Source organism: Streptosporangium canum, from assembly GCF_900113865.1.
Classification (GTDB): domain Bacteria; phylum Actinomycetota; class Actinomycetes; order Streptosporangiales; family Streptosporangiaceae; genus Streptosporangium; species Streptosporangium canum.
Map to the genome: position 1 here is coordinate 166,997 of NZ_FOQY01000006.1, position 25,992 is coordinate 192,988.

A 25,992-nucleotide genomic window follows, 5' to 3' on the forward strand; every position below is an offset into this window, starting at 1 on the left:
GATGGCACGTGGTGAAGTCCCCCTGCCGATCCGGCTGGCGGTCTCGCTCGGCGTGGTGCTCGCCCTCGTCCTGGCCCTCGCCCTGGTCGTCCGGAGCGCGGCGAGCGTCAGCGGCATGCGGGTGAGCGCCGTGTTCACCCACGCCGGGCAGGGGCTGGATCCCAACTCGCCCGTCAAGATCCGCGGCATCACGGTGGGCGGGGTCGACTCCGTCACCCTGGACCACCAAGGCAGGGCCGTGATCGCCATGCATGTGGAGCCCGGCGTCAAGGTGCCCGAGACCGTCACCGCCGCGATCGAGCCGTCCTCCGTCTTCGGCCCCAAGTTCGTCAACCTGGTCCTCGGCTCCGGCGAGACGGCCGGCCCCTACCTGGGCGACGACGCCGTCATCACCAGGACCGAGGCGCCCACGGACCTGTCCGACTCCCTCTCCGCCGCCCACGAGGGGCTCGGCGCGGTGGACCCCCAGGACATCACGACCATCGTGCACACCCTGGGGCGCGGCCTGGACGGCAAGGGCCCGCAGATCAGGGGGATCGTCGACAGCACCGGGAAGATCGTCGAGGTGGCCCATCGGCGCCGCGGGGAGTTCAGGCGGTTCATCGGCGACGCCGGGGCGCTGAGCGCCAGTCTCGCCGACAAGGGCGACGATCTGGTGGCGATCTCCTCCGACCTCAACGTGATCACTCCGGACCTGCTGAAGCGGGCCGACAAGATCCGCGCGCTGCTGCGGGAGTTCGACGAGATCTCCCACCTGACCGCGCACGGCCTGCGCAAGCACCGCAGGGACCTCAAGGCCGCGGTGAACGCCGGGGAGCGCGCGGCCGCGCTGCTGTACGCGCAGCTCGGCGTCGCGGGCGAGGGCGTGCGGGGACTGAACCAGCTCCTCAGTGTGCTGAACGACCTGGTCACGGGCCAGGGCCCGGACGGCGCCAACCAGATCAAGATGGAGGCCTTCATCGCGACCGACATCTGCGAGCTCTTCGTCGGCGCCTGCGGCCCCACGAACGGCAGGTGAGCCTTTTGGCCCGGTCGAGAGAGCAGGTCCAGCGCCGCTGGACACTCGCCAAGTTCGTCGTCTTCCTGCTCGTGACGGCCACCCTGATCGTCCTGATCGGCGCCCAGATCGCCCGGGTGAACGTCGGCGACACCTACAGCCTCGTCGCCACCTTCGACGACGTCTCCGGGCTGCACGAGGGTGACCAGGTGAAGATCGCGGGTGCACCGGTCGGCCAGGTCGACTCGATCGAGGTGGTCGACGGCAGGGCCGAGGTCGTGCTCAGCGTGCGGGCGGCGGTGCGGGTGCCCTCCGACAGCTCCGCCGCGGTCCGCTGGCGCAACACGATCGGCCAGCGGGTGATCTACCTGGTGCCCGGCACCGCCGCCGACACGCTGGGCGACGGCGCCCGCGTGAAGCTGACGAGCTCGGTGGTCGACATCGGGGAGCTGGTCAGCGACCTCGGCCCGCTCACCCGCAGCCTGGACCCCGACCAGATCAACCAGCTGCTGACCGCGGCGGGCGAGGCGCTGGACGGCAACCAGGAGAACATCCCCAAACTGGTCGACAACCTCAACGACCTGACCACCACGGTGGCCGACCGCAAGGAGATCATTCAGGGGCTGCTTGAGGACTACGCCACGGTGACCGGGGTCGTCGCCCGCAGGGACAGGCAGATCGCGCAGCTCGTGGACAACCTGGTCGCGCTGACCGGCGCGTTCGCCCGCAACCGCGAGCTGGTCGACGACGCCCTGGTGGAGCTGTCCACCACGGTCCGGGTCAACAACCAGGTGCTCGGCCGCAACTCCCGGGAGTTCGGCCGGGTGGTGGACAGCATGACCCGGCTCACCGGCGGCATCCGGCGCAACATCGGCAGCGTCGAGAAGGTGCTCAACACCATCACCCCGCCGCTGCGGCGCTCGTTCCAGGTGACCGGCCGGGGGCACTTCGTCACCACGGCGGTGCCCTGCCTCACGCTGGGCCCCCAGCCCTGCCCCTACCCGATGAGCGCTCCCCCGCCGCTGCGCGGCAACCTCAAGCTCACCAGCACGGGGAACCTGCGGCGAGTGCTGGTGGGCCCCTGATGGCGCTCAAGTCGTTCCGCGACCGCGACAAGACCGTTGTCGGCCTGGTGTCGATGGCGGTCCTCGTCTCCGTCCTGGTGGCCACCTTCCTCGTCGGGAACCTGGGGCTGCTGGAGGGCGGATACACGATGTCGGCGATACTGCCGGACTCCGCCGGACTGCGTTCCGGCAACGACGTGCGGGTGGCGGGCGTCCCGGTCGGCAAGGTGACCGAGGTACGCGCCGACTACGGCCAGGGGCACGTCGTGGTCACCTGGAAGGTGGACGACGGGATCAGGCTCGGCCCGCAGACCCGGGCCGAGATCACCCTGTCGAACCTGCTGGGCGGCCGCTACGTCAAGCTCACCGGACCGGTCACCCGGCCGTACATGGACGAGCTGCCCGAGGAGAGGCGGCGGATCCCGATGTCGCGCACCAGCACCCCCGTGCTGATCACCGACGCCCTCAAGGACGCCACCCGGCTGGTGCAGAAGCTCGACACCGACTCGGTCGACAAGCTCCTGTCGGAGCTGGCGGAGCTCAAACCCGCCCGCAAGGGCAGGGTCAGCAAGCTGCTGGACAACATCGGCGAGCTCTCGGAGATCATCAGCGAGAGCGAGCCCCAGCTCCAGAGACTGCTGGACAACGGCAACAAGATCATGAACGTGCTGGAGACGAAGGACGCGCAGCTCGGCCGGCTGATCGACTCCATCGAGATCATGCTGAACGAGCTGCGGCTCCGCCGCGACGAGCTGAAGTCCCTGCTCGGTGACGGCAGCGACCTGGTCAACAGCATCACCGAACTGGTCACCGAGCACGAGAAGAACCTGATCGCGGTGGTCGACGACGTGACCGCGATCGGCAACCGGCTCGGCGCCGACGGCGGCAAGGCGCTCAACTCCGTCCTCGCCTGGGTCGGGCCCACCTTCTCCGGACTGGCCACCTCCGGCGGCCAGGGCCCGTGGGTGGAGGCCATCACCACCGGCCTCGGCCCGATCAACCCCGAGGTGCTCGGCGCCATCCGCAAGGACAGGACCAGCCGATGACACGCCGTGGACTGCGAGGGGCGGGCCGTTCCCGGCACGCGCCCGGAGCGGAGCGACCCGAATGACGCGTGGACCGCGAAGGACGGACCGTTCACGGCGTGCGCCCGGCGTGGGACGCCCCCTGACGAGAGCGGTCGCGGCGCTCCTCGCCGGGGTGCTGCCGCTCTCGGCGGGAGGCTGCTCGCTGCTGCCCGGCGGGGCGTCGCCGTACCGGCTGACGGCCTACTTCAGCGCGGCGCCGTCCCTGTACGAACAGGCCAAGGTGAAGGTGCTGGGCCTGGACGCCGGGACGGTGGAGAAGCTCACCGTGGAGGGCGACAGGGTCCGGGCGGATCTGGTCATCGACGGGCAGGTGCCGCTCCCCGCCGACGTCAAGGCGGTCGTGGCCGCGCAGAACACGCTGGGCGAGCGGAACGTGGTGCTCCACCCGCCGTGGAAGCCCGGCCAGGCCAGGATCGCACCGGACGCGGTGATCCCGCTGGAGCGGACCGACCTGCCGGTGGAGATCGACGACGCCCTGGAGGCGTTCACCAAACTCACCGACGCCCTCGACACCGACAAGATGGGCGACGTGGCCGGCAACCTCGCCGAGACGGTCAGGGGCCGGGGCAAGCAGATCAACCGGGCGCTGGCCGACGCGGCCTCGCTGACCCGCACCCTCGCCGGGCAGGACGAGCAGCTGATCGACCTGGCCGACGGCCTCAACCGGATCGCCTCCAGCCTCAACCGCCGCGAGGACCAGGTCAAGACGGCCATCGACGCCTTCGCCGAGGCCAGTGCCACCCTCGCCGACGAGCGCCGCCGCATGAAGCGCTTCATCACCGGCCTCGCGGAGTTCATCCAGCGGGGTGACGTGCTGATCGAGGCCTATCAGGAGAGACTGCCCAAGGGCGTGGCCAACCTGGCCGAGCTGGTGCTGACCCTGAAGGTCAACAGCGAGTCCGCGGCCGAGGCCATCGCCGGAGCCCGGAAGTTCGCCGACAACCTGGTCCTGTCCTGGGACAAGGAGCACCACCTGATCAAGATCCGTCTGGTGCTCAACGCGATGACCCGGGCCTGGCTGACGCCGCTGTTCGACGCGCTGGGCCTGGGCAAGGTGTCGTGCCTGCCGGGAGAGCTGAGCAACTGCGCCGGTGAGAGGGGGAGGCGGTGAGCGCGGTGCGACGGTCCGGCCGCCGGACGGGCGGGGAACAGCGAGTGAGCGGGGTGCGACGGTCCGGCCGCCGGACGGGCGGGGAACGGCGAGTGCGCGGGGGAAGGGAGGACGCCGGATGAGGGCGTGGACGCGGCTGACCGCGGGACTGGCCGGGCTCTGCCTCGCCGCGGCGTGCACCCTGCAGACCGCGGGAGCGCCGACCGGCGGGCTGACCCTGACCGCGACCTTCGACGACGTGCAGAGCCTGGTGGCCGGGCACAGCGTGCAGATCTCCGACGTGCGGGTGGGCAGTGTGACCGACATCCGCCTGGACGGATACCGCGCGAAGGTCACCATGTCCGTCGAGGACGGCATCCGGGTGCCCGAGGGCACCGGCGCCGTCGTGGCCAAGACCTCGATCCTGGGTGAGAACTACGTCGAGCTGACGCTGCCCGAGGGCAGGGACATGACGAGCGGGCCGTTCATGCGGAGCGGCTCGACGATCACCCGGACATCGGTGGAGCCGGACATCGAGCAGGTCACCGAACGGGCGGGCCCGCTGATCGACGCCCTCGGCGCCCAGGACGTGAACGCCGTCCTGGACGCGGCGGCGACCGGGCTCGGCGGCAAGGGCAAGGACCTCAACCGGCTGCTCCGGCAGATCACCGAGGTCACCACCGCCTACGCCGAGTCCCGCGAGGACCTGGCCCGCACCATAGACGGGCTGGCCGAGCTCGGCGACGATCTCGCCAAGGGCAGCGAGGAGCTGGACAGGCTGCCCGGCACGCTCACCGACGCCACCGCCCGGCTGAACCACGGCCGCAAGCACGTGAAGAAGACCCTCCAGGAGCTCACCGCGCTGGCCCGCGAGGTCAACAGCACCGTCTATCCGAGACACGCGGCCCGGCTGCGGACCCTGCTCCGCGAGCTCGACGCGGTTTCCACCTCGATGGTCCGCGGTAAGGAAGACTTGAAGGTCCTGATCAGCCGCGTGCAGCGGTTCATCGACCTGCCACCGATCGTGGTGAACGGCCAGCTGCTGACCTTCGTCTGGCTCAAGGGACTGCTGCTGCCCAAGCCGGACAGGAGCAGCGACCGCCCGCGTCCGCCCAACTCGGTGGACGACTTCCGCCTGCTGCTGGAGCCGCCACGATGAGGAACCGCATCCGGATCAACCTCGGCTTCTTCGTGGTGCTCGGCGTGGTGATGACCGTGTGGGCGTTCACCAGCATCATCAAGCTCGACATCGTCGAGCGCCCCTACCGGATCAGCGCCGAGTTCCTGTCCTCCCCCGGTCTCGTGCGGGGCTTCGACGTGGCCTACCTCGGCGTCCGGATCGGCCGGATCGACGACGTGGCGCTGGCCCCGGGCAAGATCGTGGTGAGCCTGAGCATCAACCGTGACGTACGGCTGCCGCGAGGCGTCACCGCGGAGGTGCGCCGCAAGTCCGCCATCGGCGAGCCGTACGTGGAGATCTCGCCGCCCCGGTCCGGAGCCGGCGGCGGCGCCCTCGCCGCGGGCGCCACCATCCCGCTGGCCAGCACCTCGGTCCCGCTCGACTACAAGAAGCTGTTCGACGGGGTCGGCAAGCTGCTGAACGCGGTGCCGCCGGAGGACGCCCAGACCATCGTGCACGAGCTGGCGGCGGGACTGGACGGCCGGACGACCTCGATCCGCGAGGTCGTGGACAACGCCCACGACCTCACCACGACCCTCGCCGCCAACACCGGCGTGCTGGACGAGCTGTCGGTGGAGCTGACCCGGCTGACCGGCACGCTGGCGGGCCGGCGCGAGAAGCTGTCGCAGGGCGTCACCGACCTGGCCGGGGTGACCCGGGCGATCCGCGAGTCCCGCAAGCAGCTCTCCACCGCCCTCGACCACGGCCCGAGCTTCTTCCGCCAGGTCGACAACCTGCTCACCACCGCCCGCCCCGGCCTGTCCTGCATGCTCACCGCGGCCGGGACGAACCCCGGCGTGGTGTTCACCCCCCGGACCCGGTCGAACATCAACCAGCTGCTGCGGACGGTGCCCACCACTCAGGCGATGGTCGCCGACATAACCGACAGACGGGCCGACGGGGTGTACGGCAGGGTCACGTTCGTCTTCAGCGTCCCCGGTGGCCCCCCGGTGGCGCGGGAGTACCGTGGCCCGCTGTCCCCGCCGAAGGTCCCCGCACTGCGTGCCTGCCCGAAGGGCCCCGCGGTCAAGGTGTCCACCCGGACCGACGACGACCAGGACCCCGGCCCCCACCCCACCGACGGCTCCTGGAGCGGCGGCGATCCGGCCGATGAGGCGACCGCCACGCCCGACGAGGCGACGCGGACACCGCAGGAGGGCGACGGGCCGCTCGACGCCACCGGTTCCGAGGACACCGCCACCCCCGCCGCGGACGCCGGCAGGACCTCGCGCTCCACCCGCCAGGACCTCACCCCTTTCATCGTCGCGATCCTCTTCGCCGTCGTCATCTCCGGCGGCGTGCTCGGCTGGATCGCGGTCGGCCGGGCGTCACGCCGCCGTGAACAGGAGTGACCAGTTGACATCCTCCCCGGGACCGAGGCCCGGGGTCTCCACGCCGGAAGGATCCAGATGAGCCCAATCCCTCAGCAGCCCGACGACCTCCCTCAGGGGGCGGGCTCAGGCCGCGGTGAGGTCCCGGAGGGCGGAGGGGAACCCACCGAGCCGGATTCCGCCGCCGTGCCCCCGGTCGACGCGGCTCCGGACGGGGCGACCCCGGACAAGGCCGCCGCCTCCGACAAGGCCACCTCAGACGGGCCCATCTCGGACAAGGCCGCCACCTCGGAGGGGACCACCTCGGACAGGGCCGCCGCCTCGGACAAGGCCGCCGCCTCCGACAAGGCCACCTCAGACGGGGCGGCGCCGGATCGGGTCGCCCCGGACCAGGCGACACCGGAAGGGGCGGTGGCCGGGGGCGGGGAGCGGGGCCGCCTCGCGGGGGCCGGAAGGTGGCGCGGCCGGCTGGTGGGCGCGGTCGCGGCCATGGCGTTCGCGGCGACGGCGGCGACCGCCGTGCTCCAGTGGACGGCCGCCGACCGGCTGGCCGAGGAGAAGGCCGAGCGCGGCGCGGTGTCCGCACGGGCGGGCGAGTTCGCCGTGGCCCTGCAGACCTATGACTACGCCAACCTCCAGGCCTATCGCGACCAGGTCTTCGCCATCTCCGGCGAGGACTTCGAGAAGACCTACGATGAGGCCTTCAGCCCGCTGGAGGGCGTGATCACCTCGATGAAGGCCCACTCGTCCGCCTCGGTCCGGGGTGTCTACGTCGGCGAGGTCACCGAGGACAGAGCCAAGGCGATCACGGTCGTCGACTCCCAGGTCACGAGCACCGCGGGCACCCGGCGCATGCTCGGCACCTACATGGAGCTCGGCCTGATCAAGTCAGGCGGCCAGTGGAAGGTCAACGACGCCACGGTGATGGGCGCGGCCGAGGAGCTGGTGACCGACCCCAACGGCAAGGCCGTCGAACCGGCCCCCACTCCCACTCCCACCCCCTCCCCGAGCACCGGCAAGAAGGACGGATAGGGCTCCCGGCGCCGCTGTGGACCGTGGCGGACCGGAGTGGCGGACCGGAGGGACCCGCGCGGTCCCTCCCGGGGTCCCGTCGCCCGAAGGCTGCCCCGTCGATCCCGCGAAGGTCACTCCGGAGACTCTCCGGGTGAAGATCGAGCTAGCGCAGGCCGCCGAACAGCTTGCTCGCCTCGGGCTGACTCCAGACGATCTTGCGGGGGTCCCCGGGAGCCGGCCGCCAGGGCACCGCGAGGAACGTCGGCTGGCTCTCGCGGGCACTTGCGGCGACGGCGACCATCGTGTCCAGGTCCATGTCGCTCTTCACGCTCCTGGTCGCCGCCGAGAGGAACGATCGGAGCCGGACGGGGTCGGCGAGTCCCTGCCTGGCCTTTCTCAGCATCGCCTGCATGAGCGCGACCTGGCGTTTGATCCGCTGGATGTCCGAGCCGTCGCCGTAGTAGCGCAGCCGCGCGTAGGCGAGCGCCTTCTCGCCGTCGAGCAGGCTCTTGCCGGCGGGGAGCGTCAGCTTGGCCTGGTGGTTGTTCACGGGTTCGGGCAACCTGACCTCGACGCCGCCGAGGGCGTCGACCACCTCCTTGAACGCCTGGAAGTTGAACTCCATCGCGTGGTCGATCCGCACGTCGGTCAGCGTCTCGACCGTCTTGACGGTGCAGGCGAGCCCGCCCTTGTCGAACGCCGAGTTGATCATGTCCTTCCGGGCCGGCGTCGCTCCGCAGGCGGGGATCTGGACGATCGAGTCGCGCGGCAGGCTGACGAACGTGATCCGCTCCCGGTCCGCCGGCAGATGCGCCAGCAGGATGCTGTCGCTGCGCGCGCCACTCCGGAAGCGGGGGGTCCCGACCTGGCTGTCGGTGCCGACAACGAGGATGTTCAGCGCGCCGGTCACCTTGACCGGCCTGGCTCCGGTCGGGGCGACGCTCTCACCGGCCTTCAGCACCAGCGTGGGCACGGTCACGGCGGCCACGGTGGCGGCGGCGGCCAGGCCCACGACCGGCCAGCCCACCCGCAGGCGGCGGGGGCGGGCGGCCGGCGGGCGGTCGCCCTGGAGGGCCGGCAGGCGGTCGCGCTGGCGGGCCAGGGTCGCCGGCGGCTGGTGCTCCAGCTCGGCGCCAAGGTCGCGCAGCATCTTCAGATCGTCCATCGTCACGCCTCCTCGACCATCGGGTTGGTGTCGCCCAGCGCCGCCCGTACCTTCCGCCTGCCCCTGTTGAGGCGGGAGCGTACGGTGCCGACCGGGATGCCGAGTGCCTGGGCGACCTCCTCGTATGTCAGATCACCCCAGGCGATCAGCAGCAGCACGTCGCGGTCCTTGGCGGGCAGCGCCGCGAGCGCGCTGACCAGAGCGGGCCGGGCGGCCTGGGCGCTCACCCCGGCGGCCACCCGGTCGGCGGGCGAGTCCTCGTGGTCGTCCACGGGCGCCCGTGACAGCGCCCGGTAGCGGGCCGCCTCGGTGCGGCGCTGACGGGATATGAGCTTGGTGAGGATGCCGAAGAGCCAGGGCCGGGCGTCCGGATAGGCCAGGTCATAGCTTCTGCGGCGGGAGAAGGCGACCAGGAACGTCTCGCCGACGAGGTCCTCGGCCGGCTCCGGGCCGAGCCGTTTGGCGACATACCGGTAGAGCATGCCGGAGTAGCGGTCGAACAGCTCGGCGAACGCCTCCGGCTGGGTCCAGGAGGCGCTGACGAGGTCGGCGTCGCCGCCCCGGGTGGCGGGTTGTGTGATCATCTCCGCCCTTCTGTAGGGAAGTCGGTCAGGGATGTATCGCCACAACCCACCACCCGGGTTCACGGCAGTGAGGCCCGCGATGGCCGGGCATGCCATCAGGCTCGGCCTTCCATCCGTGCTTTCGTGTCTTACACCCCTAAAACCCCTAATCTGGGCAGATGCGCGATTGCCTGGTGCTGGCCGGTCCCACCGACGAGATCTACTCCGCCGCCGGAACGGACCTGCTCACCGAGGTCGAGCGCGAGCGCGCGGCGGCGTTCGTCCGAGAGGCCGACCGACGCGACTTCGTGGCGGCCCACCTCCTGGTACGGCGATGCGCGGCGAAGGTCCTCGGCGTCCCCGAGGACCGGCTGACGCTGCTCCAGCACTGTGACCACTGCGGGCCGGGGCATGGCAGGCCGTACCTCGCGGAGGTCCCCGAGCTCGGCGTCAGCCTGTCGCACAGCCATGGATACGTGTGCGTGGCGGTGGGGCCGGGCCGGGTCGGCGTGGACGCCGAGCGCGTCCCCGCGGGCCCGCCGGACAGGGCCCTGGTCTCGCACGCCCTGGCCCCCGCGGAGAGACCCCTGGCCCGCGACAACGAGGCGCTGATCCGCCTGTGGGTCCGCAAGGAGGCGCTCATCAAGCGCGGCGAGCTCACCCTGGACGCCCTGGGCACGATCGACCTGTCCGCGCTCCCCCTCGGCGGGGACGCCACGCCCCCGGACGGAGAGGGGGCCGGTCCCGGCGGAGAGGGGATCCGTCGCCTGGAGTGGGCGGGCAGGCACCTGCTGGAGTGGCGGACCGGTTCAGGCGTCGCGGTCTGCGTCGTCACCGACCACCCGGCCACCCTGGGCTGACCTGCCGGGGGCGGGTCCAGGAAGAGATGCGACACCGCCCCGATCGCGAGGACCGCGTAGGAGATCCTCAGGTCGGCGACCTCCTCGCCGTGACCGTGTCCGCGGCCTCCGACAGCGTCGCCGACGAGCCGCTGACCAGCCCCGCGACCAGTTTGGCCACCGCGATCGCGAGGTTGGCCAGGCCCGCCACGATCACCGTGCCGAGGCTCTCCGGTCCGGACTTCTCCGCCGCCTTGTCCACCACCCGATCACTGTACGCGCCTGTGACCCACGTCTCCGGCGGGCCAGGAATAGTTGAATCTTCACTCATGTTGAAACGGACAAATGCCCTATAAGACTCGTTAAGGATTACAGATGGCTCTCGCTCTCTCCGCCGAAGCCCAGGACCTGCTCTTCCGTGACGCCCGTACGGCCAACACCTTCACCGACGAGCCGGTCGGCGACGAGCAGATGCGGGCGATCTACGACCTGGTCAAGTACGCTCCGACCGCGATGAACCAGCAGCCGCTCCGGGTCCTCCTGGTGCGCGGCCCCGAAGCCCGCGAGCGCCTGGTCGGCCTCATGTCCCCGGGCAACCAGGCCAAGACCGCCGCCGCTCCGCTGGTCGCCATCCTCGCCGCCGACCTGGACTTCCACGAGGAGCTTCCCAAGGTCTTCCCGCACTTCGCCGGCGCCAAGGACCTGTTCGCCGACGAGGCGCGGCGCACCCGGTCGGCCATGTTCAACGCGACGCTGCAGGTCGGCTACTTCATCCTGGGCGTCCGCGCCGCCGGCCTGGCCGCCGGCCCGATGGCCGGCTACGACGCCGCCGGCATCGACAAGGAGTTCTTCGACGGCGACCACACCGTGCTGGCCGTCGTCAACATCGGCAAGCCCGGCGAGAACGCCTGGTTCGACCGCCTTCCCCGGCTGGCCTACGACGAGGTGGTAACGACTGTCTGAGGTAGGTTCTCACCTATGAGCAGGGAGCGAGCCAACGCGGGGAGCGCAGTGGCCGGCTGGACGGAGCCGCCCGCGCAGCTGATGAGGAATGGTGAGCGACCGGTGGACGAGGAGGAGCCCCGCTGGCTCAGCTCCATCGAGCAGCAGGCCTGGCGTGCCCACCTCGCCGCGCACAAGCTCCTCGAACACCGTCTCGATCGCGACCTGCAGACCTTCGGGCTCTCCGTGAACGACTACGAGATCCTGGTCAACCTCTCGGAGAGCCCCGGCCACCGCATGCGCATGAGCGACCTGGCCGACGCCACGATCCAGTCCCGCAGCCGCCTGTCCCATCAGATCTCCCGGATGGAGGCGGCCGGGCTGGTCGCCAGGGAGACCTGCGCGGACGACCGGCGCGGCACCTTCGCCGTGCTCACCGAGCACGGCTGGGCCACCATCCAGAAGGTCGCGCCGCACCACGTGGCCAGCGTGCGGCAGCACTTCATCGACCTGCTCACCGACGACCAGCTCCGCGAGCTGGAGACGGCCTACGCCCCCGTGGTGAGCCACCTCAAGAGCCTGCGCTGAAGCGAAACCGATACCGGCGGGTTCTCCCTTAGGTGACCGGGCGGTCGCTACGATCCGGCCATGTCTGCTCGCCGGATCCTCATCGCCGCGCTGGTCGCCGCGTTCTCCTTCGTCACCGCGTGCAGCGGCGGCTCCTCCGATGACCAGGCGGCGCTGCCCGGCGGGAGCGAGCTCGTCAAGAAGTCCGCCGAGGCGATGCGAGGCGTCAAGTCGGCCGCCTTCACCATGGAGACCGAGGGCACCCCGCCGGTGCCGGTCAAGAAGGCCGGCGGCCGTCTCAGCGGAACCGGCGACGCCGACGGCACCATCAACATCGACCTGGCGGGCAGCCTCCAGGAGATCCAGTTCGTCCTGATCGGTGAGACCGTCCACTTCAAGGGCGTGACCGGCGGCTTCCAGAAGATAGCGCGGAGCCAGCTCGCCGCGATCTACGACCCGTCGGCCATCCTCAACCCCGACAAGGGCGTCGTCCAGCTTCTGAGCACCGCGCTGGACCCGAAGACCGAGGCCGTGGAGAAGGTGGACGGCGCCGACGCCTACCGGGTCGCCGCCACGCTCTCCCAGCAGGTCCTCGCCACGATGGTGCCGGGCCTCTCGCAGGGGGTCAACGGGCGGCTCTGGATCGACAGGACCACCAGCCGCCTGCTCAAGGCCGACCTGCCGATGAACGGCGGCAAGGTGATCGTCACCTTCCGCGACTACGACGTGCCGGTCCAGGTCACCGCGCCGGCGGAGTGACCCATGACCGACCCCGCACCCCACCGCCCCGCCGCGCCCCCGGCCGGGAGCCCGACCGGCTCCACCTCCCACGGCGTGACCGGCGCCGCCGCGCCCCCCGGCCGGGCGCCCGGCACTGACCGGGCGGCCCGGCGGCGGACCGCCCTCGGCGTCGGCGGCACCGCGGTGCTGCTGGCGGCCCTGGACGCCTATGTCGTGGCCACCGTCCTGGTCGACATCGCCAAGGACGTCGACGTCCCGCTGAACCACCTGGAGCGGGCCACCCCGATCGTCACCGGCTTCCTGCTGGGCTACATCGCGGCCATGCCGCTGCTCGGCCGGCTCTCCGACCGGTACGGCAGGCGCCCGCTGATCCATCTCTGCCTGGCGGGCTTCGCGGCCGGCTCGGTCGTCACCGCGCTGGGCGAGACGGTCCCCTGGCTGGTGGCCGGGCGCGGCCTGCAGGGCGTCGCGGGCGGCGCGCTGCTGCCCATCACCATGGCCCTGGTCGGCGACCTGTGGGACGAACGCGACCGCCCGGTCGCCCTCGGCGCGGTGGGCGCGGCCCAGGAGCTCGGCAGCGTGCTCGGCCCCCTGTACGGCGCGGGCCTGGCGGCCCTGGTCCCGGCCACGCTGCGGCTGGGCGACGTCCAGCTCGGCGGCTGGCGCTCGATCTTCTGGCTGAACCTCCCCCTGGTCGCCCTGGCCGCGGTGGCCGTACAGCGATCCGTGCCCCCACCGGCGCGCGAGCCGGCGGGCGGTCCGGCGGGCGGTCCGGCGGGGAGGCAACGCGTCGACCTGGTCGGCGGCCTGCTGCTGGCCCTGGCGCTGGGCCTGCTCGTGGCCGGGCTCTACAACCCCGACCCGAGCGTGTCGATCCTGCCGCCGTGGGGTCTGCCGATGATCGTGGCGGGAGTGGTGTCCGCCGTCGCGTTCGCCTGGTGGGAGCGGCGCTCCCGGACCCGGCTGATCGATCTGACCGGGGCGCTGCGCGGCCCGTTCTCCGCCACCCTCGGGGTGAGCTTCCTGACCGGCGCGGCGCTGCTGGTCACGCTCGTGGACGTGCAGCTGTCGGCACAGACGTTGCTGGAGCTGGGGACACTGGACGGCGCGCTGGTGCTGTCCCGCTTCCTCGTCGCGCTCTCGGTGTCCGCGCTGCTGGGCGGGCTGCTGGCCCGCCGGTACGGCGAGCGGGTGGTGGCGGTGGCCGGGCTGGCGCTCGCGACGGCCGGCTACGTCCGGATCGGCCAGTGGCCCGCCGATCTGGCCGCCGCGGGATACCGCATGGACGTCGACCTGATCGTCGCCGGGCTCGGTCTGGGCGTGGTGATCGCCCCCCTCTCCTCGGCGGTGCTGCGGGCCACGCCGGCCGCCCAGCACGGCGTGGCCTCGGCGGCGGTGGTCGTGGCCCGGATGATGGGCATGCTGCTCGGCGTCGCCGGGCTGTCGGCGTGGGGGTTCCACCGGTTCCAGTCGCTCACCGCCGACCTGGACACGCCGCTGCCGTTCGGCGTGGACCCCGCCGTCTACGCCGCGCGGCTGGCCGAGTACGAGGGCAAGGTGCGGGCCGCCCTGCACACCGAGTACAGCGAGATCTTCCTGCTCACCGCCGTCCTGTGCGCGGTGGGGGCGCTCGTCGCCCTGCTGCTCCCGCATGAGCCCGGGGGCACGTCCGCGAAGTGACCCGGACGCCTGATCGGCGGCGACGCGTCAGCCGCCGTCCTGGCCGAGGGGGGCGTCCGGGCCGCCACCGTCGCCGCCGTCGGGACCGTCGAGGCCGTCGACCTCGGTGGTGCCGTCGTCATCCGACGGGGACGGCGTGGGCAGCGCGGGCGGCGTGGGCGGTGCGGGCCGGCAGTCCTGGCCGCAGCCGCCGAACCGCGCCGAGTCGATCGGGGTGAACGACGCCGGCTCGACGTTCCTCAGCGCCGCCAGCATCGTGTCCCTCCAGATCGGCCCCGGGATGCTGGCGCCGAGCACCGCGCCGTAGTACCGGCCGCCGATCGTGACGCCGCTCAGCTTGTGGTCCCGCGAGCCGCGCGGGTCGCCGAGGCTGACCGCTCCGGCCAGGTCCGGGGTGAACCCGGCGAACCACGCGGTGGCGTAGTCGTCGGTGGTGCCTGTCTTGCCCGCCGCGTCGCGGCCGAGGCCGCCGACACCCCGCATCGTGCCCTGGGTGAACACCCCGGACAGCACGTCGGCCGCCGCGTCGGCGACCTCCGGGTCGAGCGCCTGGCGGCACTTGGGCGTGAAGTCGGTGACCTCGCCGTACCTGTCGGTGATCCGGGTGATCGCCATCGGCGCGCAGTACGTGCCGCGCGCTCCGATCGCGGCGTAGGCGTTGGCCACGGTCACCGGGTCCATCTCGTTGATGCCGAGCGTGAACGTCTCGTACTCCTGGAGCTTCGCCCCGTCGGAGCGGTGGATGCCCAGCGACTTGGCGGTCTTGACCGTGTCGCAGAGCCCGACCCGCTGCTCCAGCGTCATGAAGAACGTGTTCACCGAGCCCCAGGTGCCGGTCCGCAGGGTCTTCCAGCCGGGGCTGCCCTCGTCGTTGGTGACGGTGTGGGCCGGGTCGCCGACGTTCTCGCCCTTGCAGTTCTTGAACGCCGGGTAGCCCGAGGCGCGGTAGCCCTCACCGACGGTGAAGCCGTCGTCGACCTTCATGCCCTTCTGCAACGCGTTGAGCAGCGTGAAGGTCTTGAAGGTGGAGCCGGCCTGGAAGCCGATGGCACCGCCGTGCGCGGCGTCCGCGACGAGGTTGTAGGAGATCTCGTTCCTGGCCTTGCTCCGGCCGTACGTCCGGCTGGCCGCCATGGCCTTGATCGCCCCGGTGCCCGGCTGGACCAGGGCCTCGGCCGCCACCGGGTCGTCGGAGGGGCTGACCCACTTCCTGATCGCCCGGTCCGCCGCCGCCTGGGCCTCCGGGTCGATCGTCGTCTTGATCGTCAGGCCGCCGCGGTTGAGGAACGCCTCACGGGCCTCGGTCGTCTCGCCGAAGTCGGGGTTGTTCAGGATCTCGTTGCGGACGTAGATGCAGAAGTACGGATGGTCGCTGGCCTCGCAGCCGCCGGGCAGCGCCGTGCCCTTGTAGCCGAGCCTGGTGGCCTTCGCCTCCGCCGCCTCGGCCGAGGTGATCTCGCCCAGCTCGGCCATCCGGTCCAGCACGACGTTGCGCCGGTCCAGCATCCGCTCGCGCTGTTTCCTGCCCAGGTTGGGGTCGGTGGCGTTGGGGTCCTGCACGGCGCCCGCCAGCGTCGCCGCCTGCGGCAGGGTGAGCGCGTCCGCCTCGACGCCGAAGAACCGCCTGGCCGCCGCCTCGACGCCGTAGGCGCCCGCGCCGAAGTAGGCGATGTTGAGGTATTTCTCCAGGATCTCGTCCTTGGAGTACTTCTGCTCGACCGCCATCGCGTAACGCAGCTCGTTGAGCTTGCGCGCGTAGCTGGCCTCCAGCGCCTTGTTCTTGTCGCTGTCGGTGCCGGCGGAGTTGAGCAGCACTTGCTTGACGTACTGCTGGGTGATGCTCGACCCGCCCTGACTCACCCCGCCCGCCTGCACGTTCCTGGCGAACGCGCGGATCGTGCCCTCGATGTCGATCGCACCGTGCTGGTAGAACCGGTAGTCCTCGATCGAGACGATCGCCGTCTTCATGATCTCAGCCACCTCGTCGAGCTTGACGACCTCGCGATATTCCTCGTAGAACCGCGCGATCTCGTTGCCGTCGGCGTCCTGCACGATCGTGACCTCCGCCGGCGGAGGCTCGGTGAGGTCCTCGGGCTTGAGGTTCACCTCGTTGGCCGCCGATATGACGCCGAAGCCCACACCTCCCACGGCCGGCAACGCGATCCCGGCGACCAGCACGCCCGCCGCCGCCCCCATGGCGGCAAGACGCGCGATCTTCGTCGCGGCCCCCGGCCGACCCTCACCCCGTCCGGGCATAAGCCCATGCCGCATGCCATGTCCTTGCTCTCGTCCGTCAGACGGGAGGAGCAAAGCAGATCGAGCCAGTGGATGTCCAATACCGATATCAGAGGGAGATCGATATCAGTTAACGCATGATTGCAGCTCACGCCGGTATCATCCATGCTCCACGCCGTCGGCGGGACGTTCCGGCAGGCTCCCGCCGGTACGGCTGTCGACGAAGGCACCGGCTCGGGCCGCGGCGAGCGCCCCGGCGACGGCCCGTACGGCGACGCGGGAGTCGATCGGCTCCCGGCCGACGACAGCGCGGGCCCGAGGTTCAGATCGTGTCGACGACCGCGGAAGGACCGCCGCGGCTCTCCACGAACTCGCGGGAGATCTGGACGAAGGTACGCACCCGGGCGGTTTCGCGGGCGCTCAGCCACACGAGTGCGTATTCGAAGGGCGGGGCGTCCCGGAAAGGGACGAAGGCGAGTCCCGGGCGGGCGTAGTAGCGCGCTCCGGCGGCGGAGACCGGGCAGACGCCCTTGCCCGCGAGCACGAGCGACAGCACGTCCTCCCAGTAGACGATGGCCTGGCCCTGCGGGATGGGCCTGCCGGTGGGGGTCTGGCGTGGGGCGTGATACTCCACCCAGTGGGCGGGGACGTTCTCGCTGACGACGGTCAGCAGGGTCATCTCGGCCAGGTCTTCCAGGCTGACCGACGTGTGCCCGGCGAAGGAGTGCGCGGACGGCATGAGCAACGCACGAGTCTGGGAGATCAGGACGGGTCCGACGGTGAGGTCGGGTTCGTCGATCGGGAGTTCGGTGACCTGAAGATCGACATCGCCGGCCCGCAGGGGGCCGTAGGGATCGGATATCTGCACCTGCTGGATCTGCAGTTCGGTCCCCGGGTGGCGGGCCGAGAAGATGTCGGCGACCTGAAGGATGAGGTCGCCGGTGAAGGCTCCGGAGAAGCCGACCCGCAGCATTCCGGTGATGCCGCGTCCGGCCGCCGTCGCCTTGGCGACCTCCTCCTGGATGCGCCGGTAAGCGGGTTCGATCCCCTCACGCAACTGTTCACCGATCGCGGTCAGCGCCACGTTGCGACTGTTCCGTTCGAACAGCTTCACCCCGATGCGACGCTCCAGCTTGGCAAGCGTCTGACTGACCCTGCCCTGCGACACTCCGGCACGCTCTGCCGTCCGCCCGAAATGCAGCTCCTCGGCCAGCGTCAGGAAAATCTCGATCTCGAGCCGTTCCATGCCATCCACCTCGAACGATGCACCTAACTAATGGATTGTTCCATATATCACCCTTGTTGCCATATGTCCGATTCCCCGATGGTGGAGTGGTGACCACAGACCGAGGAACATCGCCGTGACAGAAGCGATCGACATTTCGGCGGCACGCCCCACCGCATCCGGGCGGACAGCCGCCGATCGGCAAGGCGCCGCCCTCATGAGCGACCGGCGGCTACGCAGGCCGTCGGGGATCCGGTCGCTCCAGCTCGGCGAGCTGAAGATCACCTACGTGCCCGACGGGGTCGCGCAGCTCAGGCCGCGCGGCTGGCTGCCGGCCACCACCGGACGGGATTGGGCGGAACACGCCGAATATCTCAACGACACCGGCCATCTGGTGGCGGGCGTCGGCGGGCTGCTGGTGGAGTACGGCAGGCGGGCCCTGCTCATCGACGCGGGGTTCGGACCGCGGGCCGTACCGGAGGATCCCGATCATCCGCTGATCGGCGCCATCCACGGTGGCGCCCTGCTGGACAACCTGCAGAGGATCGGCCGCGCACCCGGCGAGATCGAGGCGGTGGCGTTCACTCACCTGCACCCCGGCCACCTCGGCTGGGCCTGCGTCAGCCCCGCGGTTTTCACCGGCGCCGACTTCCTGGTGACCGAACGGGAGTGGACCGGCCGCCACCAGGCCGCCGCGCACGGCGTCACCGCGGGGATGCTGGCCGCCGTCACATTGCGGCTGCTGCTCGTACGCGACGGAGAAGAGATCTTCCCGGGTGTGCGCGCGCTGGCGGTGCCCGGCCACACGGCAGGGCACACCGCCTTCACCATCACCGCGGGCGGGCAGCGGCTGATCGCCTTCGGCGACGCGCTGCACTCTCCCGTCCAGGTACGTCACCCGGCGTGGTCCGCCGCCACCGATCACGATCCCGCCCTCTCGGCCCGCCGGCGCCACTGGCTGCTGGCCGAGCTCCAGAGCCCCGGCACCCTCGGCTTCGGCATGCACTTCGCCGACGTGGTGTTCGGCCGAGTACGTCAGGACGCCGACGGCGCCACCTGGCACCCACAACCATGAAGCACCAGAGAGCCACCTCACGCAACACCGACAACCGGGCGCGTCCGGGCTCAAGGTCCCCGCGCCGAGCTTCGGCACCGGCACTTTCGCCGGCCGGACCGATCCCACCGCCGCACCCGCCCCCCGGGTCTCGGCCCAGCGGCTCATCACGGCCGAGACCGCCGACCTGCCATAACGCGCAGCCGGGCCGGCGCCGCCAGAGGCGGGGACGGCGGGAACCCGCCGGCGACACCACCTGACGGGCACACGTAACAGCCATCCCTACCCAGCAAAGGGGTCAAGAGTTTCATCAGCACCGGAGTACGCCATCTTCACCTAATGGGCTTTTTGCCCCGTTAGACATCGATCCGATGGAGAATGATCATGGATTTGCAGTTGTCCGGCCGTATCGCACTCGTCACCGGCGCCTCCAAGGGGGTGGGCCTGGCCACCACCCGTACGTTGCTGCAGGAGGGGGCCCAAGTGGTGGCCGTCTCGCGCCGCACCAGTCCCGGGCTCGATGAGCTGGCCGGCCCGAATCTCGTCCATGCGCCGGTCGACCTCGCCCACCCCGAGGGGCCCGGCGTAGCGGTCGCCTACACCGCCGAGGCGTTCGGCGGGCTGGACATCCTGGTCAACAACGCGGGCGGCCCGCCGCCCGGGGCGCAGCTTCCCCGCTTCGGGTTCCTGTCCGCGACCGATGAGGACTGGCGGGTGATGTTCGAGTTCAACCTGTTCTCGGCGGTCCGCGCGATCCGAGCCGCGATCCCGCTCATGCTTGCCCGGGGCTGCGGCGCGATCGTCAACATCTCCTCGGTCAACGCGCGGAAGCCGGCTCCGATGAACGTCGACTACAACGCGGCCAAGGCCGGACTGACCAACCTCACCAAGGCGCTGTCGGAGGAGTACGGCCCGCAGGGCATCCGCGTCAACACCGTCTCTCCCGGCCCGGTCCGGACCGCCTGGTGGACCGAGGAGGGCGGCGCGGCCGACATCATCGCCGCTCGGACCGGAGCGGACCGGGACACCGTCCTGGACAAGATCGCGCCGGAGATGATGAACCTCACCACCGGACGTCTCGTCGACCCGCAGGAGGTCGCGGACGTGGTGGCCCTGCTGGTCTCGCCGCGCTCGGCCAGCACGACCGGTGCCGAATTCTCGGTGGACGCCGGATTCCTCAAGGAACCGTGACCCGCGGCAGACGACGTGACGGGGCCTCCAGGGCGCGGAGACCCCATCACGTTCCTCGGGTTCCATCCGCCCACGCGGCCCGTCAACCCCTGGATCATCGTGGCTGCCGCTGTCCTGCCACGCACGCCGCCGGCGGCACCACCGCGGACTCAGCCGCGAGCGCCGGCAACGGTTTCGCAGGGGCTTGCGCCGTTCACCCCGGTGCGACCCGCGCACCGACACGGCCGGGACATAACCTGGGTTCTGTCGGCCTGGTTCCAGCGCATGGTGATCCGCTGGCCGGGGCGGCGCGAGGCGCTGATGAATGTGGTGGCATCAACCACCTCGAAGCGGCTGCAGGCACAGGGGCTGCCGGCCGAGGTGACCAGTTTCGTGGGGCGTCGGCACGAGGTGGCCGAGGTCAAACGGCTGCTGTCCGGAGCCCGCGTGGTGACCCTCACCGGCACCGGCGGGGTCGGCAAGACCCGGCTGGCCCTGCGGGTCGCGGCAGACGTGGTGCGGGCCTTCCGGGACGGCGTGTGGCTGGTCGACCTCGCCGCGCTGGAGAGCCCGGAGCTGCTCGTCCAGGCGGTGAGCGAGGCCCTGGAGATCCGGGACCACTCCTCCCGTCCCCCCGTGCGGGTGCTCATCGAGCATCTGCGGGACAAGCAGGCCCTGGTGATCCTGGACAACTGCGAGCACCTCCTGCACGACTGCGCCGTGCTGGCCGAGACGCTGGTGCGCTCCACGCCTGAGGTGCGGATCCTCGCCACCAGCCGGCAGGTGCTGGGCATCGCCGGTGAGCAGACGCTCTCCGTCCCGGCGCTGCCGCTGCCGCTGCCGGACGCCGACGTCTCGCGGCCCTCCCTCGAATCGCTCGCGCAGTATGACGCGATACAGCTGTTCGTCGAGCGGGCCGGGGCCGTCCTGCCGGGGTTCGCCGTCACCGAGGCCAACAGGGACGCCGTGGAGCAGATCTGCCGGCGGCTGGACGGCATCCCGCTCGGGATCGAACTGGCTGCCGTGCGGCTGCGAGCCCTCTCCGTCGAGCAGTTGCTCGCCCGCCTGGACGACCGTTTCCACCTGCTCACCGCGGGATCACGGGCGGCGCTGCCCCGCCAGCAGACCCTCCGTGCGCTGATCGACTGGAGCTACGCCCTCTGCACCGAGCAGGAGCGGCTGCTGTGGGCACGCGCCTCGGTGTTCGCCGACGGCCTGGACCTGCCGGCGGCCGAGGCGGTCTGCTCCGGCGACGGCATCCTCCGTGAGGAGGTCGTCGATCTGGTGATCGGACTGGTGGACAAGTCCGTTCTGATCAGGGACGACCGTCCGTCTTCCCCTTCGGCGGCCCGGTATCGGCTGCTGGAGACGGTCCGGCAGTACGGCCGGGAGCGGCTCGCCGCAACGGGTCAGGCGGCCGCGTTTCAGCGGCGGCACCGCGATTACTACCGGAAGCTGTCGGCACAGGCGCGCGCGGAGCAGTTCGGTCCGTCCCAGGTGGCCTGGTTCACCACCCTGAAGATCGAGCACGCCAACCTCCGCGCGGCCCTGGAGCATTGCTTCGCCAGGCCGGAGGGGATCGCGACGGGCCTGGGCATGGCCGCCGACCTGCTCTACCACTGGATCACCAACTGCTACCTGGCCGAGGGGCGCCGCTGGCTGGACCGGGGGCTCGCCGCCCGCACCGGACCGGACGAGACCCGGGCCCGGGCCCTGTGGACCGACAGCTGGCTGGCCGTCATCCAGGCCGACGTCGCCTCCGCCGCGGCGATGCTGGAGGAGGCCGGTGCCCTCGGGGAGCGGCTCGGCCAGGAGCCGGTCCTCGCCTACGTCGCCCTCTACTCCGGAATGGTCGCCATGTACCGGGGGGACGCCGGATCCGCGGTCGCGCTCTACGAGGAGGCGGTGACCCGCCACCGCTCCACCGGCGACCCGGTGGGCCTGGCGCTGGCGCTCATCCGGCTCTGCCTCGCCCGATCCTTCCTGGGCGACTCGCCGGGCGCCGTCTCCGCCGCGGAGGAGTGCCTGGCGGTGTGCGACGCCCATGGAGAGGGCTGGCACAGGGCGTACGCGATGATGGCCCTCGGCATCGAGATCTGGCGTCAGGGCGACGCTCCGCGCGCGGCCGGACTCGAGAAGGAGAGCCTGCGGTTCAACTGCTCGCTCAGCGACCCGCTGGGCGCCGGGATCAACCTGGAGGTGCTGGCCTGGATCGCCGCCGCGGAGAAGCAGTACCAGAAGGCGGCCCGGCTGCTCGGGATCCTGGAGACCGTCTGGCAGGCGATCGGCGCGCCACTGTCCGGATTCGGGCACCTGGCCGGCTACCACGACGAATGCGTGTCCCGTGTCCGCCGGGCACTCGGGGAGCCGGCCTTCAACACGGCCGTCAGGCGAGGCGCCAGGCTCGCCTACGACGAGGCGCTCGCCTACGCACTCGACGAGAGCGCGCCCGGGGACGGGTCCCAGGCGGAAGAGGGACGGCCGGCGCCGTTGACCCGCAGGGAGATGGAGATCGCCCAGCTCGTCGCCCAGGGGATGAGCAACAAGGAGATCGCGGCCGCGCTGGTGATCGCCCAGCGCACCGCCGAGGGGCACGTCGAGCACATTCTGAGCAAGCTCGGCTTCACCTCACGCGCTCAGGTCGCCGTCTGGATAGGCGAGTGGAACCGGAGCGTGGACGGCGAGCACGATCCCGGCGGCTGACAGGGGACGCGGTGTGACGGGCGAAGGGACACCGGAGCCGATCCGTGTGGTGACCTCATCGGCTCCGGCGTCCCACCCGGGGAGGGGGCGGGGCGGGTCAGGCGACCCGGTCCTCGGAGGGGGCAGGGCGGGTCAGGCGACCCGGTCCTCGGAGAGGGCGTCGACGGGCAGCTCGAACCAGACCGCCTTGCCCGCCGGCGTGCGGGCACTGCCCCAGCAGCAGGCCAGCAGGTCGAGCATGTACAGCCCGCGCCCGCTCTCGTCGTCGTCGCGAGCCCGGCGCATGCGAGGCGCCGCGGGATGGGCGTCCTCGACCTCGCAGCGCAGCAGGCCGTCCTGGCAGCGGAGGGTGAGCCGGATCGCCCCCCTCGCATGGTCCAGCGCGTTGGTGACCAGCTCGCTGACGAGCAGTTCGGCGACCTCGCTCTGCTCCTCCAGCCCCCACTCGGCCAGCCGGGCGCGGACCAGCCGCCGCGCTCTGGGCACGGAGCGCGGCTCGGGCGGGAGCGGCCAGGAGGCCTCCGGGGCAGGGGGCTCCTCTGGAGGGCGGGCCACACGTTCACCGAGCTGGATGACGGTGCGCCTGAGCCGGTGCCGGAAGCGCGCGTAGCGGTTCACGGAAAGGACCTCGGCCGGCGCGAGCGGGCACAACGTGCCCGCTCGCCGGTCGGCGGGAGCGGAGAACGGGTTCATGCCACCCGCTCGCGGAGATCGCGGTGGGCGGAGACGCTGCTTCCGTCGGGCAGGAGCTCACCGGTGTCCTCGAAGACCACCACACCGTTGCAGAGCAACCCCCATCCCTGCGCAGGGTGGAAGGCCACGAGCGAGGCGGCCTCACGATCTGGAGCGCTCGCGGGAGGACACAGGGGTTGGTGCTGACACATGGCTCGTACCTTCGATCCTTTGCTGGTCGCGCCGGAGTGCTTGCCGACGTGACCAGCATCTCCTCCGAAAAGACAGCGTCGGAACGGGATAAATACCCATATAGATACCTATCCCGTGGTACGTGGTCTCGTAAAACGTAGGTCCGTAGTACGTAGGCAGGTGTCCCGGATGCCCCTCCGCGGAAGGCGGAAGCCGTCCGGCCCGGTGCGGCGGACCCGCCGCCCGGCCGCCCGGCGTGGAGGTCCGGAGACGACGGACGGCCCGGCGCGGGCCGGGCCGTCCGATCAGATGGTCACTTCTTCTTCTGGGCCCCTCGCTTGTCACGGATCTTCATCGTGACCTCCAGCGGAGAGCCCGCGAAGCCGAACTCCTCGCGGATCCGGCGCTCGATGAAGCGGCGGTAGGTCTCCTCAAGGAAGCCCGAGGTGAACAGCACGAACTTGGGCGGCTCCGTCGACGCCTGGGTGGCGAAGAGGATCTTGGGCTGCTTGCCGCCGCGGACCGGCGGCGGGGTGGCCGCGACCAGGTCGGTGAGGAAGGCGTTGAGGCGGGCCGTGGGGACCCGGGTGGACCAGGAGTCCAGCGCCTTCTCGATGGCCGGGACGAGCTTCTCCACGTGCCAGCCGGTCTTGGCGGAGATGTTGACGCGCAGCGCCCACGGCACGCGGACGAGCTGGCGGTCGATCTCCTTCTCCAGGTAGTAGCGGCGGTCCTCGTCGAGGAGGTCCCACTTGTTGAACGCCACGACCATGGCACGGCCCGACTCGATCACCAGGGAGATGATCCGCAGATCCTGCTCGGTCAGCACATCGCTGGCGTCGATGAGCACGACCGCGATCTCCGAGCGCTCCAGGGCGCCCCGGGTGCGCATGCTCGCGTAGAAGTCGGCGCCCTTCAGCTCACGGTCGCGCCGGCGGATGCCGGCGGTGTCCACGAAGCGCCAGGTCTTGCCGCCGAGCTGGATCAGCTCGTCGACCGGGTCACGGGTGGTCCCCGCCATCGGGTCGACCAGCACGCGCTCCTCGCCCGCCAGCTTGTTCAGCAGCGAGGACTTGCCCACGTTGGGCTTGCCCACCAGGGCCACCCTGCGCGGGCCGCGCTCGACGCCGAAACGCTGCTGCGGCGTCTCCGGCAGCTTGTCCAGGATCACGTCCAGCAGGTCGCCGCTGGAACGGCCGTGCAGGGCCGAGACCGGCTGCGGCTCCCCCAGGCCGAGAGCCCAGAGACCGGCGGCCTCCAGCTCCATCTGCTGGTTGTCGACCTTGTTGGCGGCCAGGATGACCGGCTTGCCGGAGCCGCGCAGCACGTGGCCGACGATCTCGTCGGCGTCGGTCACGCCCACCACGGCGTCCACCACGAACAGGATCACGTCGGCCAGCTCGGCCGCGACCTGCGCCTGCTCGGCGATCTTCAGTGCCATGCCGGTCGCGTCGGGATCCCAGCCACCGGTGTCGACCACCGTGAACCGGCGTCCACGCCAGGTGGCGTCGTAGGTGACCCGGTCACGGGTCACGCCCGGCACGTCCTCCACGACCGCCTCCCGGCGGCCGATGATCCGGTTGACCAGAGTGGACTTGCCCACGTTGGGACGGCCCACCACGGCCACGACCGGCTGCGGGCCGGAGTCCGGGCCCACTTCCTCAGAGCTGTCTTCGGTACCCAGATCGGCCAGCTCAGCCTCGATCCAGCCGCTGTCTTCTTCCCCGGTCACGCCTTTTCCTTAATCACACGTAGCACCTCGGCGATGACCTCTTCCAGGTTCAGCGCCGTGGTGTCCAGTTCGACGGCGTCGGCCGCCATTGCGAGCGGATCTGTCTTCCGCGTCGAGTCCAGGGTGTCGCGCCGGGCCATCGCGGCCTTCTGCGTCTCCACCGTGGTCCCGGTGAGCTCTGCCGTACGGCGGAGCGCACGGGCGTCCGCGCTTGCGGTCAGGTAGACCTTGACCGGAGCGCCGGGCGTCACCACCGTGCCGATGTCGCGGCCCTCGACGACGATGCCGCCCAGGCCGATGATCTCACGCTGCTCGGCCACCAGCCGGCGCCGCACCTCGGGCACGGCGCTGACCGCGGAGACGGCGGCGGTGACCTCGGAGGTCCGGATGGCCAGGGCGGCGTCGGCGCCGTCCACGGCCACCGACGGGGCGTCCGGATCGGTGCCCATCGAGAGAACCGGGGCCAGGGCCCTGGCCGCGATCGCCTCCGGATCGGTGAGATCGACCCCTCGTTCGAGCATCCACCAGGTGATCGCCCGGTACATCGCTCCGGTGTCGAGATAACGCAGTCCCAGTGCCCGCGCGACACCGCGCGACGCGCTCGACTTGCCCGACCCCGAAGGACCGTCCATGGCGACGACCAGTCCGGTCACGACGCCTCTCCCTTACAGCCCGCTTCAGTTGTCCGTACGAGGCTACCGGGAGCGGAGGCGGAAGCACGCATCGATCGCCCCGGGCGCTCCCCGGC

The 25,992-nt window shown here is 71.1% G+C and carries 24 protein-coding genes; 15 read left to right on the plus strand and 9 right to left on the minus strand.

Annotation, left to right across the window (positions count from 1 at the left end; translation table 11 throughout):
* The first annotated feature begins 1 nt into the window (after nucleotide 1).
* The 7 genes from BM085_RS11455 to BM085_RS11485 all read left to right on the plus strand — a co-directional run bounded on the left by BM085_RS11455 (nucleotide 2) and on the right by BM085_RS11485 (nucleotide 7,782).
* On the plus strand, nucleotides 2-1,018 hold the full coding sequence (locus tag BM085_RS11455) for an MlaD family protein (protein ID WP_093886988.1): 1,017 nt from the start codon (nucleotides 2-4) through the stop codon (nucleotides 1,016-1,018).
* Complete coding sequence (locus BM085_RS11460) at nucleotides 1,015-2,082, plus strand: MCE family protein (RefSeq protein ID WP_093886989.1); 1,068 nt, start codon at nucleotides 1,015-1,017, stop codon at nucleotides 2,080-2,082. Before BM085_RS11455 ends, BM085_RS11460 begins: the two co-directional genes overlap by 4 nt.
* The gene (locus tag BM085_RS11465; RefSeq protein ID WP_093886990.1) at nucleotides 2,082-3,107 is read left to right on the plus strand and encodes an MlaD family protein; all 1,026 of its coding nucleotides are present in this window, start codon (nucleotides 2,082-2,084) and stop codon (nucleotides 3,105-3,107) included. The genes BM085_RS11460 and BM085_RS11465 overlap by 1 nt, the downstream gene beginning before the upstream one ends.
* Before the next feature lie 109 nt (nucleotides 3,108-3,216).
* Complete coding sequence (locus BM085_RS11470; protein ID WP_245789257.1) at nucleotides 3,217-4,260, plus strand: MCE family protein; 1,044 nt, start codon at nucleotides 3,217-3,219, stop codon at nucleotides 4,258-4,260.
* A 118-nt stretch (nucleotides 4,261-4,378) separates the two neighbouring features.
* Complete coding sequence (locus BM085_RS11475) at nucleotides 4,379-5,398, plus strand: MCE family protein (protein ID WP_093886992.1); 1,020 nt, start codon at nucleotides 4,379-4,381, stop codon at nucleotides 5,396-5,398.
* Nucleotides 5,395-6,771: an MCE family protein gene (locus BM085_RS11480; RefSeq protein WP_093886993.1), complete on the plus strand. Its 1,377-nt coding sequence runs from the start codon at nucleotides 5,395-5,397 to the stop codon at nucleotides 6,769-6,771. Before BM085_RS11475 ends, BM085_RS11480 begins: the two co-directional genes overlap by 4 nt.
* Nucleotides 6,772-6,828: 57 nt before the next feature.
* A complete protein-coding gene (locus BM085_RS11485; RefSeq protein WP_093886994.1) occupies nucleotides 6,829-7,782 on the plus strand; it encodes a hypothetical protein in 954 nt (317 codons plus the stop codon).
* A 145-nt stretch (nucleotides 7,783-7,927) separates the two neighbouring features.
* Here BM085_RS11485 and BM085_RS11490 read toward each other — a convergent pair whose 3' ends face one another.
* Entirely contained in the window at nucleotides 7,928-8,929 is a 1,002-nt protein-coding gene (locus tag BM085_RS11490) for an LCP family protein (protein ID WP_093886995.1), read from the minus strand.
* Nucleotides 8,930-8,931: 2 nt separating this feature from the next.
* Nucleotides 8,932-9,513 (minus strand): RNA polymerase sigma factor, encoded by a 582-nt coding sequence (locus BM085_RS11495; RefSeq protein ID WP_093886996.1) that lies wholly within the window; start codon nucleotides 9,511-9,513, stop codon nucleotides 8,932-8,934.
* A gap of 158 nt (nucleotides 9,514-9,671) precedes the next feature.
* Between BM085_RS11495 and BM085_RS11500 the strand changes: the two genes are divergently transcribed.
* Entirely contained in the window at nucleotides 9,672-10,352 is a 681-nt protein-coding gene (locus BM085_RS11500) for a 4'-phosphopantetheinyl transferase family protein (protein ID WP_093886997.1), read from the plus strand.
* Between the two features lie 67 nt (nucleotides 10,353-10,419).
* Here the strand turns inward: BM085_RS11500 and BM085_RS42890 are convergent, their stop codons facing one another.
* Nucleotides 10,420-10,596, minus strand: coding sequence for a hypothetical protein (locus BM085_RS42890; RefSeq protein ID WP_218158693.1), 177 nt, complete (start codon nucleotides 10,594-10,596; stop codon nucleotides 10,420-10,422).
* A 110-nt stretch (nucleotides 10,597-10,706) separates the two neighbouring features.
* Here BM085_RS42890 and BM085_RS11505 point away from each other — a divergent pair, with 110 nt between their 5' ends.
* The 4 genes from BM085_RS11505 to BM085_RS11520 are packed head-to-tail and all read left to right on the plus strand — an operon-like array spanning nucleotide 10,707 to nucleotide 14,261.
* On the plus strand, nucleotides 10,707-11,294 hold the full coding sequence (locus BM085_RS11505; protein WP_093886998.1) for a malonic semialdehyde reductase: 588 nt from the start codon (nucleotides 10,707-10,709) through the stop codon (nucleotides 11,292-11,294).
* A gap of 15 nt (nucleotides 11,295-11,309) precedes the next feature.
* The gene (locus tag BM085_RS11510) at nucleotides 11,310-11,861 is read left to right on the plus strand and encodes a MarR family winged helix-turn-helix transcriptional regulator (RefSeq protein ID WP_245789258.1); all 552 of its coding nucleotides are present in this window, start codon (nucleotides 11,310-11,312) and stop codon (nucleotides 11,859-11,861) included.
* A 60-nt stretch (nucleotides 11,862-11,921) separates the two neighbouring features.
* On the plus strand, nucleotides 11,922-12,599 hold the full coding sequence (locus tag BM085_RS11515; protein WP_093886999.1) for an LppX_LprAFG lipoprotein: 678 nt from the start codon (nucleotides 11,922-11,924) through the stop codon (nucleotides 12,597-12,599).
* A 3-nt stretch (nucleotides 12,600-12,602) separates the two neighbouring features.
* The gene (locus tag BM085_RS11520) at nucleotides 12,603-14,261 is read left to right on the plus strand and encodes an MFS transporter (RefSeq protein WP_093887000.1); all 1,659 of its coding nucleotides are present in this window, start codon (nucleotides 12,603-12,605) and stop codon (nucleotides 14,259-14,261) included.
* Nucleotides 14,262-14,288: 27 nt separating this feature from the next.
* Here the strand turns inward: BM085_RS11520 and BM085_RS11525 are convergent, their stop codons facing one another.
* Both BM085_RS11525 and BM085_RS11530 read right to left on the minus strand, forming a co-directional pair.
* Complete coding sequence (locus BM085_RS11525) at nucleotides 14,289-16,532, minus strand: transglycosylase domain-containing protein (protein WP_245789259.1); 2,244 nt, start codon at nucleotides 16,530-16,532, stop codon at nucleotides 14,289-14,291.
* Between the two features lie 286 nt (nucleotides 16,533-16,818).
* Nucleotides 16,819-17,742 carry a LysR family transcriptional regulator gene (locus BM085_RS11530; RefSeq protein ID WP_093887002.1) on the minus strand — a complete coding sequence of 308 codons (924 nt, stop codon included), beginning with the start codon at nucleotides 17,740-17,742 and terminating at the stop codon, nucleotides 16,819-16,821.
* A gap of 196 nt (nucleotides 17,743-17,938) precedes the next feature.
* Between BM085_RS11530 and BM085_RS11535 the strand changes: the two genes are divergently transcribed.
* The 3 genes from BM085_RS11535 (at nucleotide 17,939) to BM085_RS11545 (ending at nucleotide 22,648) form a co-directional block, all read left to right on the plus strand.
* Nucleotides 17,939-18,796: an MBL fold metallo-hydrolase gene (locus BM085_RS11535; protein WP_177245062.1), complete on the plus strand. Its 858-nt coding sequence runs from the start codon at nucleotides 17,939-17,941 to the stop codon at nucleotides 18,794-18,796.
* A 363-nt stretch (nucleotides 18,797-19,159) separates the two neighbouring features.
* The gene (locus tag BM085_RS11540; RefSeq protein WP_093887134.1) at nucleotides 19,160-19,966 is read left to right on the plus strand and encodes an SDR family NAD(P)-dependent oxidoreductase; all 807 of its coding nucleotides are present in this window, start codon (nucleotides 19,160-19,162) and stop codon (nucleotides 19,964-19,966) included.
* Nucleotides 19,967-20,230: 264 nt separating this feature from the next.
* Complete coding sequence (locus tag BM085_RS11545; RefSeq protein WP_245789260.1) at nucleotides 20,231-22,648, plus strand: ATP-binding protein; 2,418 nt, start codon at nucleotides 20,231-20,233, stop codon at nucleotides 22,646-22,648.
* A 132-nt stretch (nucleotides 22,649-22,780) separates the two neighbouring features.
* Here the strand turns inward: BM085_RS11545 and BM085_RS11550 are convergent, their stop codons facing one another.
* The 4 genes from BM085_RS11550 to cmk form a co-directional block, all read right to left on the minus strand.
* Entirely contained in the window at nucleotides 22,781-23,266 is a 486-nt protein-coding gene (locus BM085_RS11550; RefSeq protein ID WP_218158694.1) for an ATP-binding protein, read from the minus strand.
* 71 nt (nucleotides 23,267-23,337) lie between these two features.
* Nucleotides 23,338-23,532 (minus strand): DUF5999 family protein, encoded by a 195-nt coding sequence (locus BM085_RS11555; protein ID WP_093887005.1) that lies wholly within the window; start codon nucleotides 23,530-23,532, stop codon nucleotides 23,338-23,340.
* Nucleotides 23,533-23,825: 293 nt separating this feature from the next.
* Nucleotides 23,826-25,244 carry a ribosome biogenesis GTPase Der gene (gene der / locus BM085_RS11560; protein WP_093887006.1) on the minus strand — a complete coding sequence of 473 codons (1,419 nt, stop codon included), beginning with the start codon at nucleotides 25,242-25,244 and terminating at the stop codon, nucleotides 23,826-23,828.
* Nucleotides 25,241-25,897 (minus strand): (d)CMP kinase, encoded by a 657-nt coding sequence (gene cmk / locus BM085_RS11565; RefSeq protein WP_245789261.1) that lies wholly within the window; start codon nucleotides 25,895-25,897, stop codon nucleotides 25,241-25,243. Before cmk ends, der begins: the two co-directional genes overlap by 4 nt.
* Between the last annotated feature and the right edge of the window lie 95 nt (nucleotides 25,898-25,992).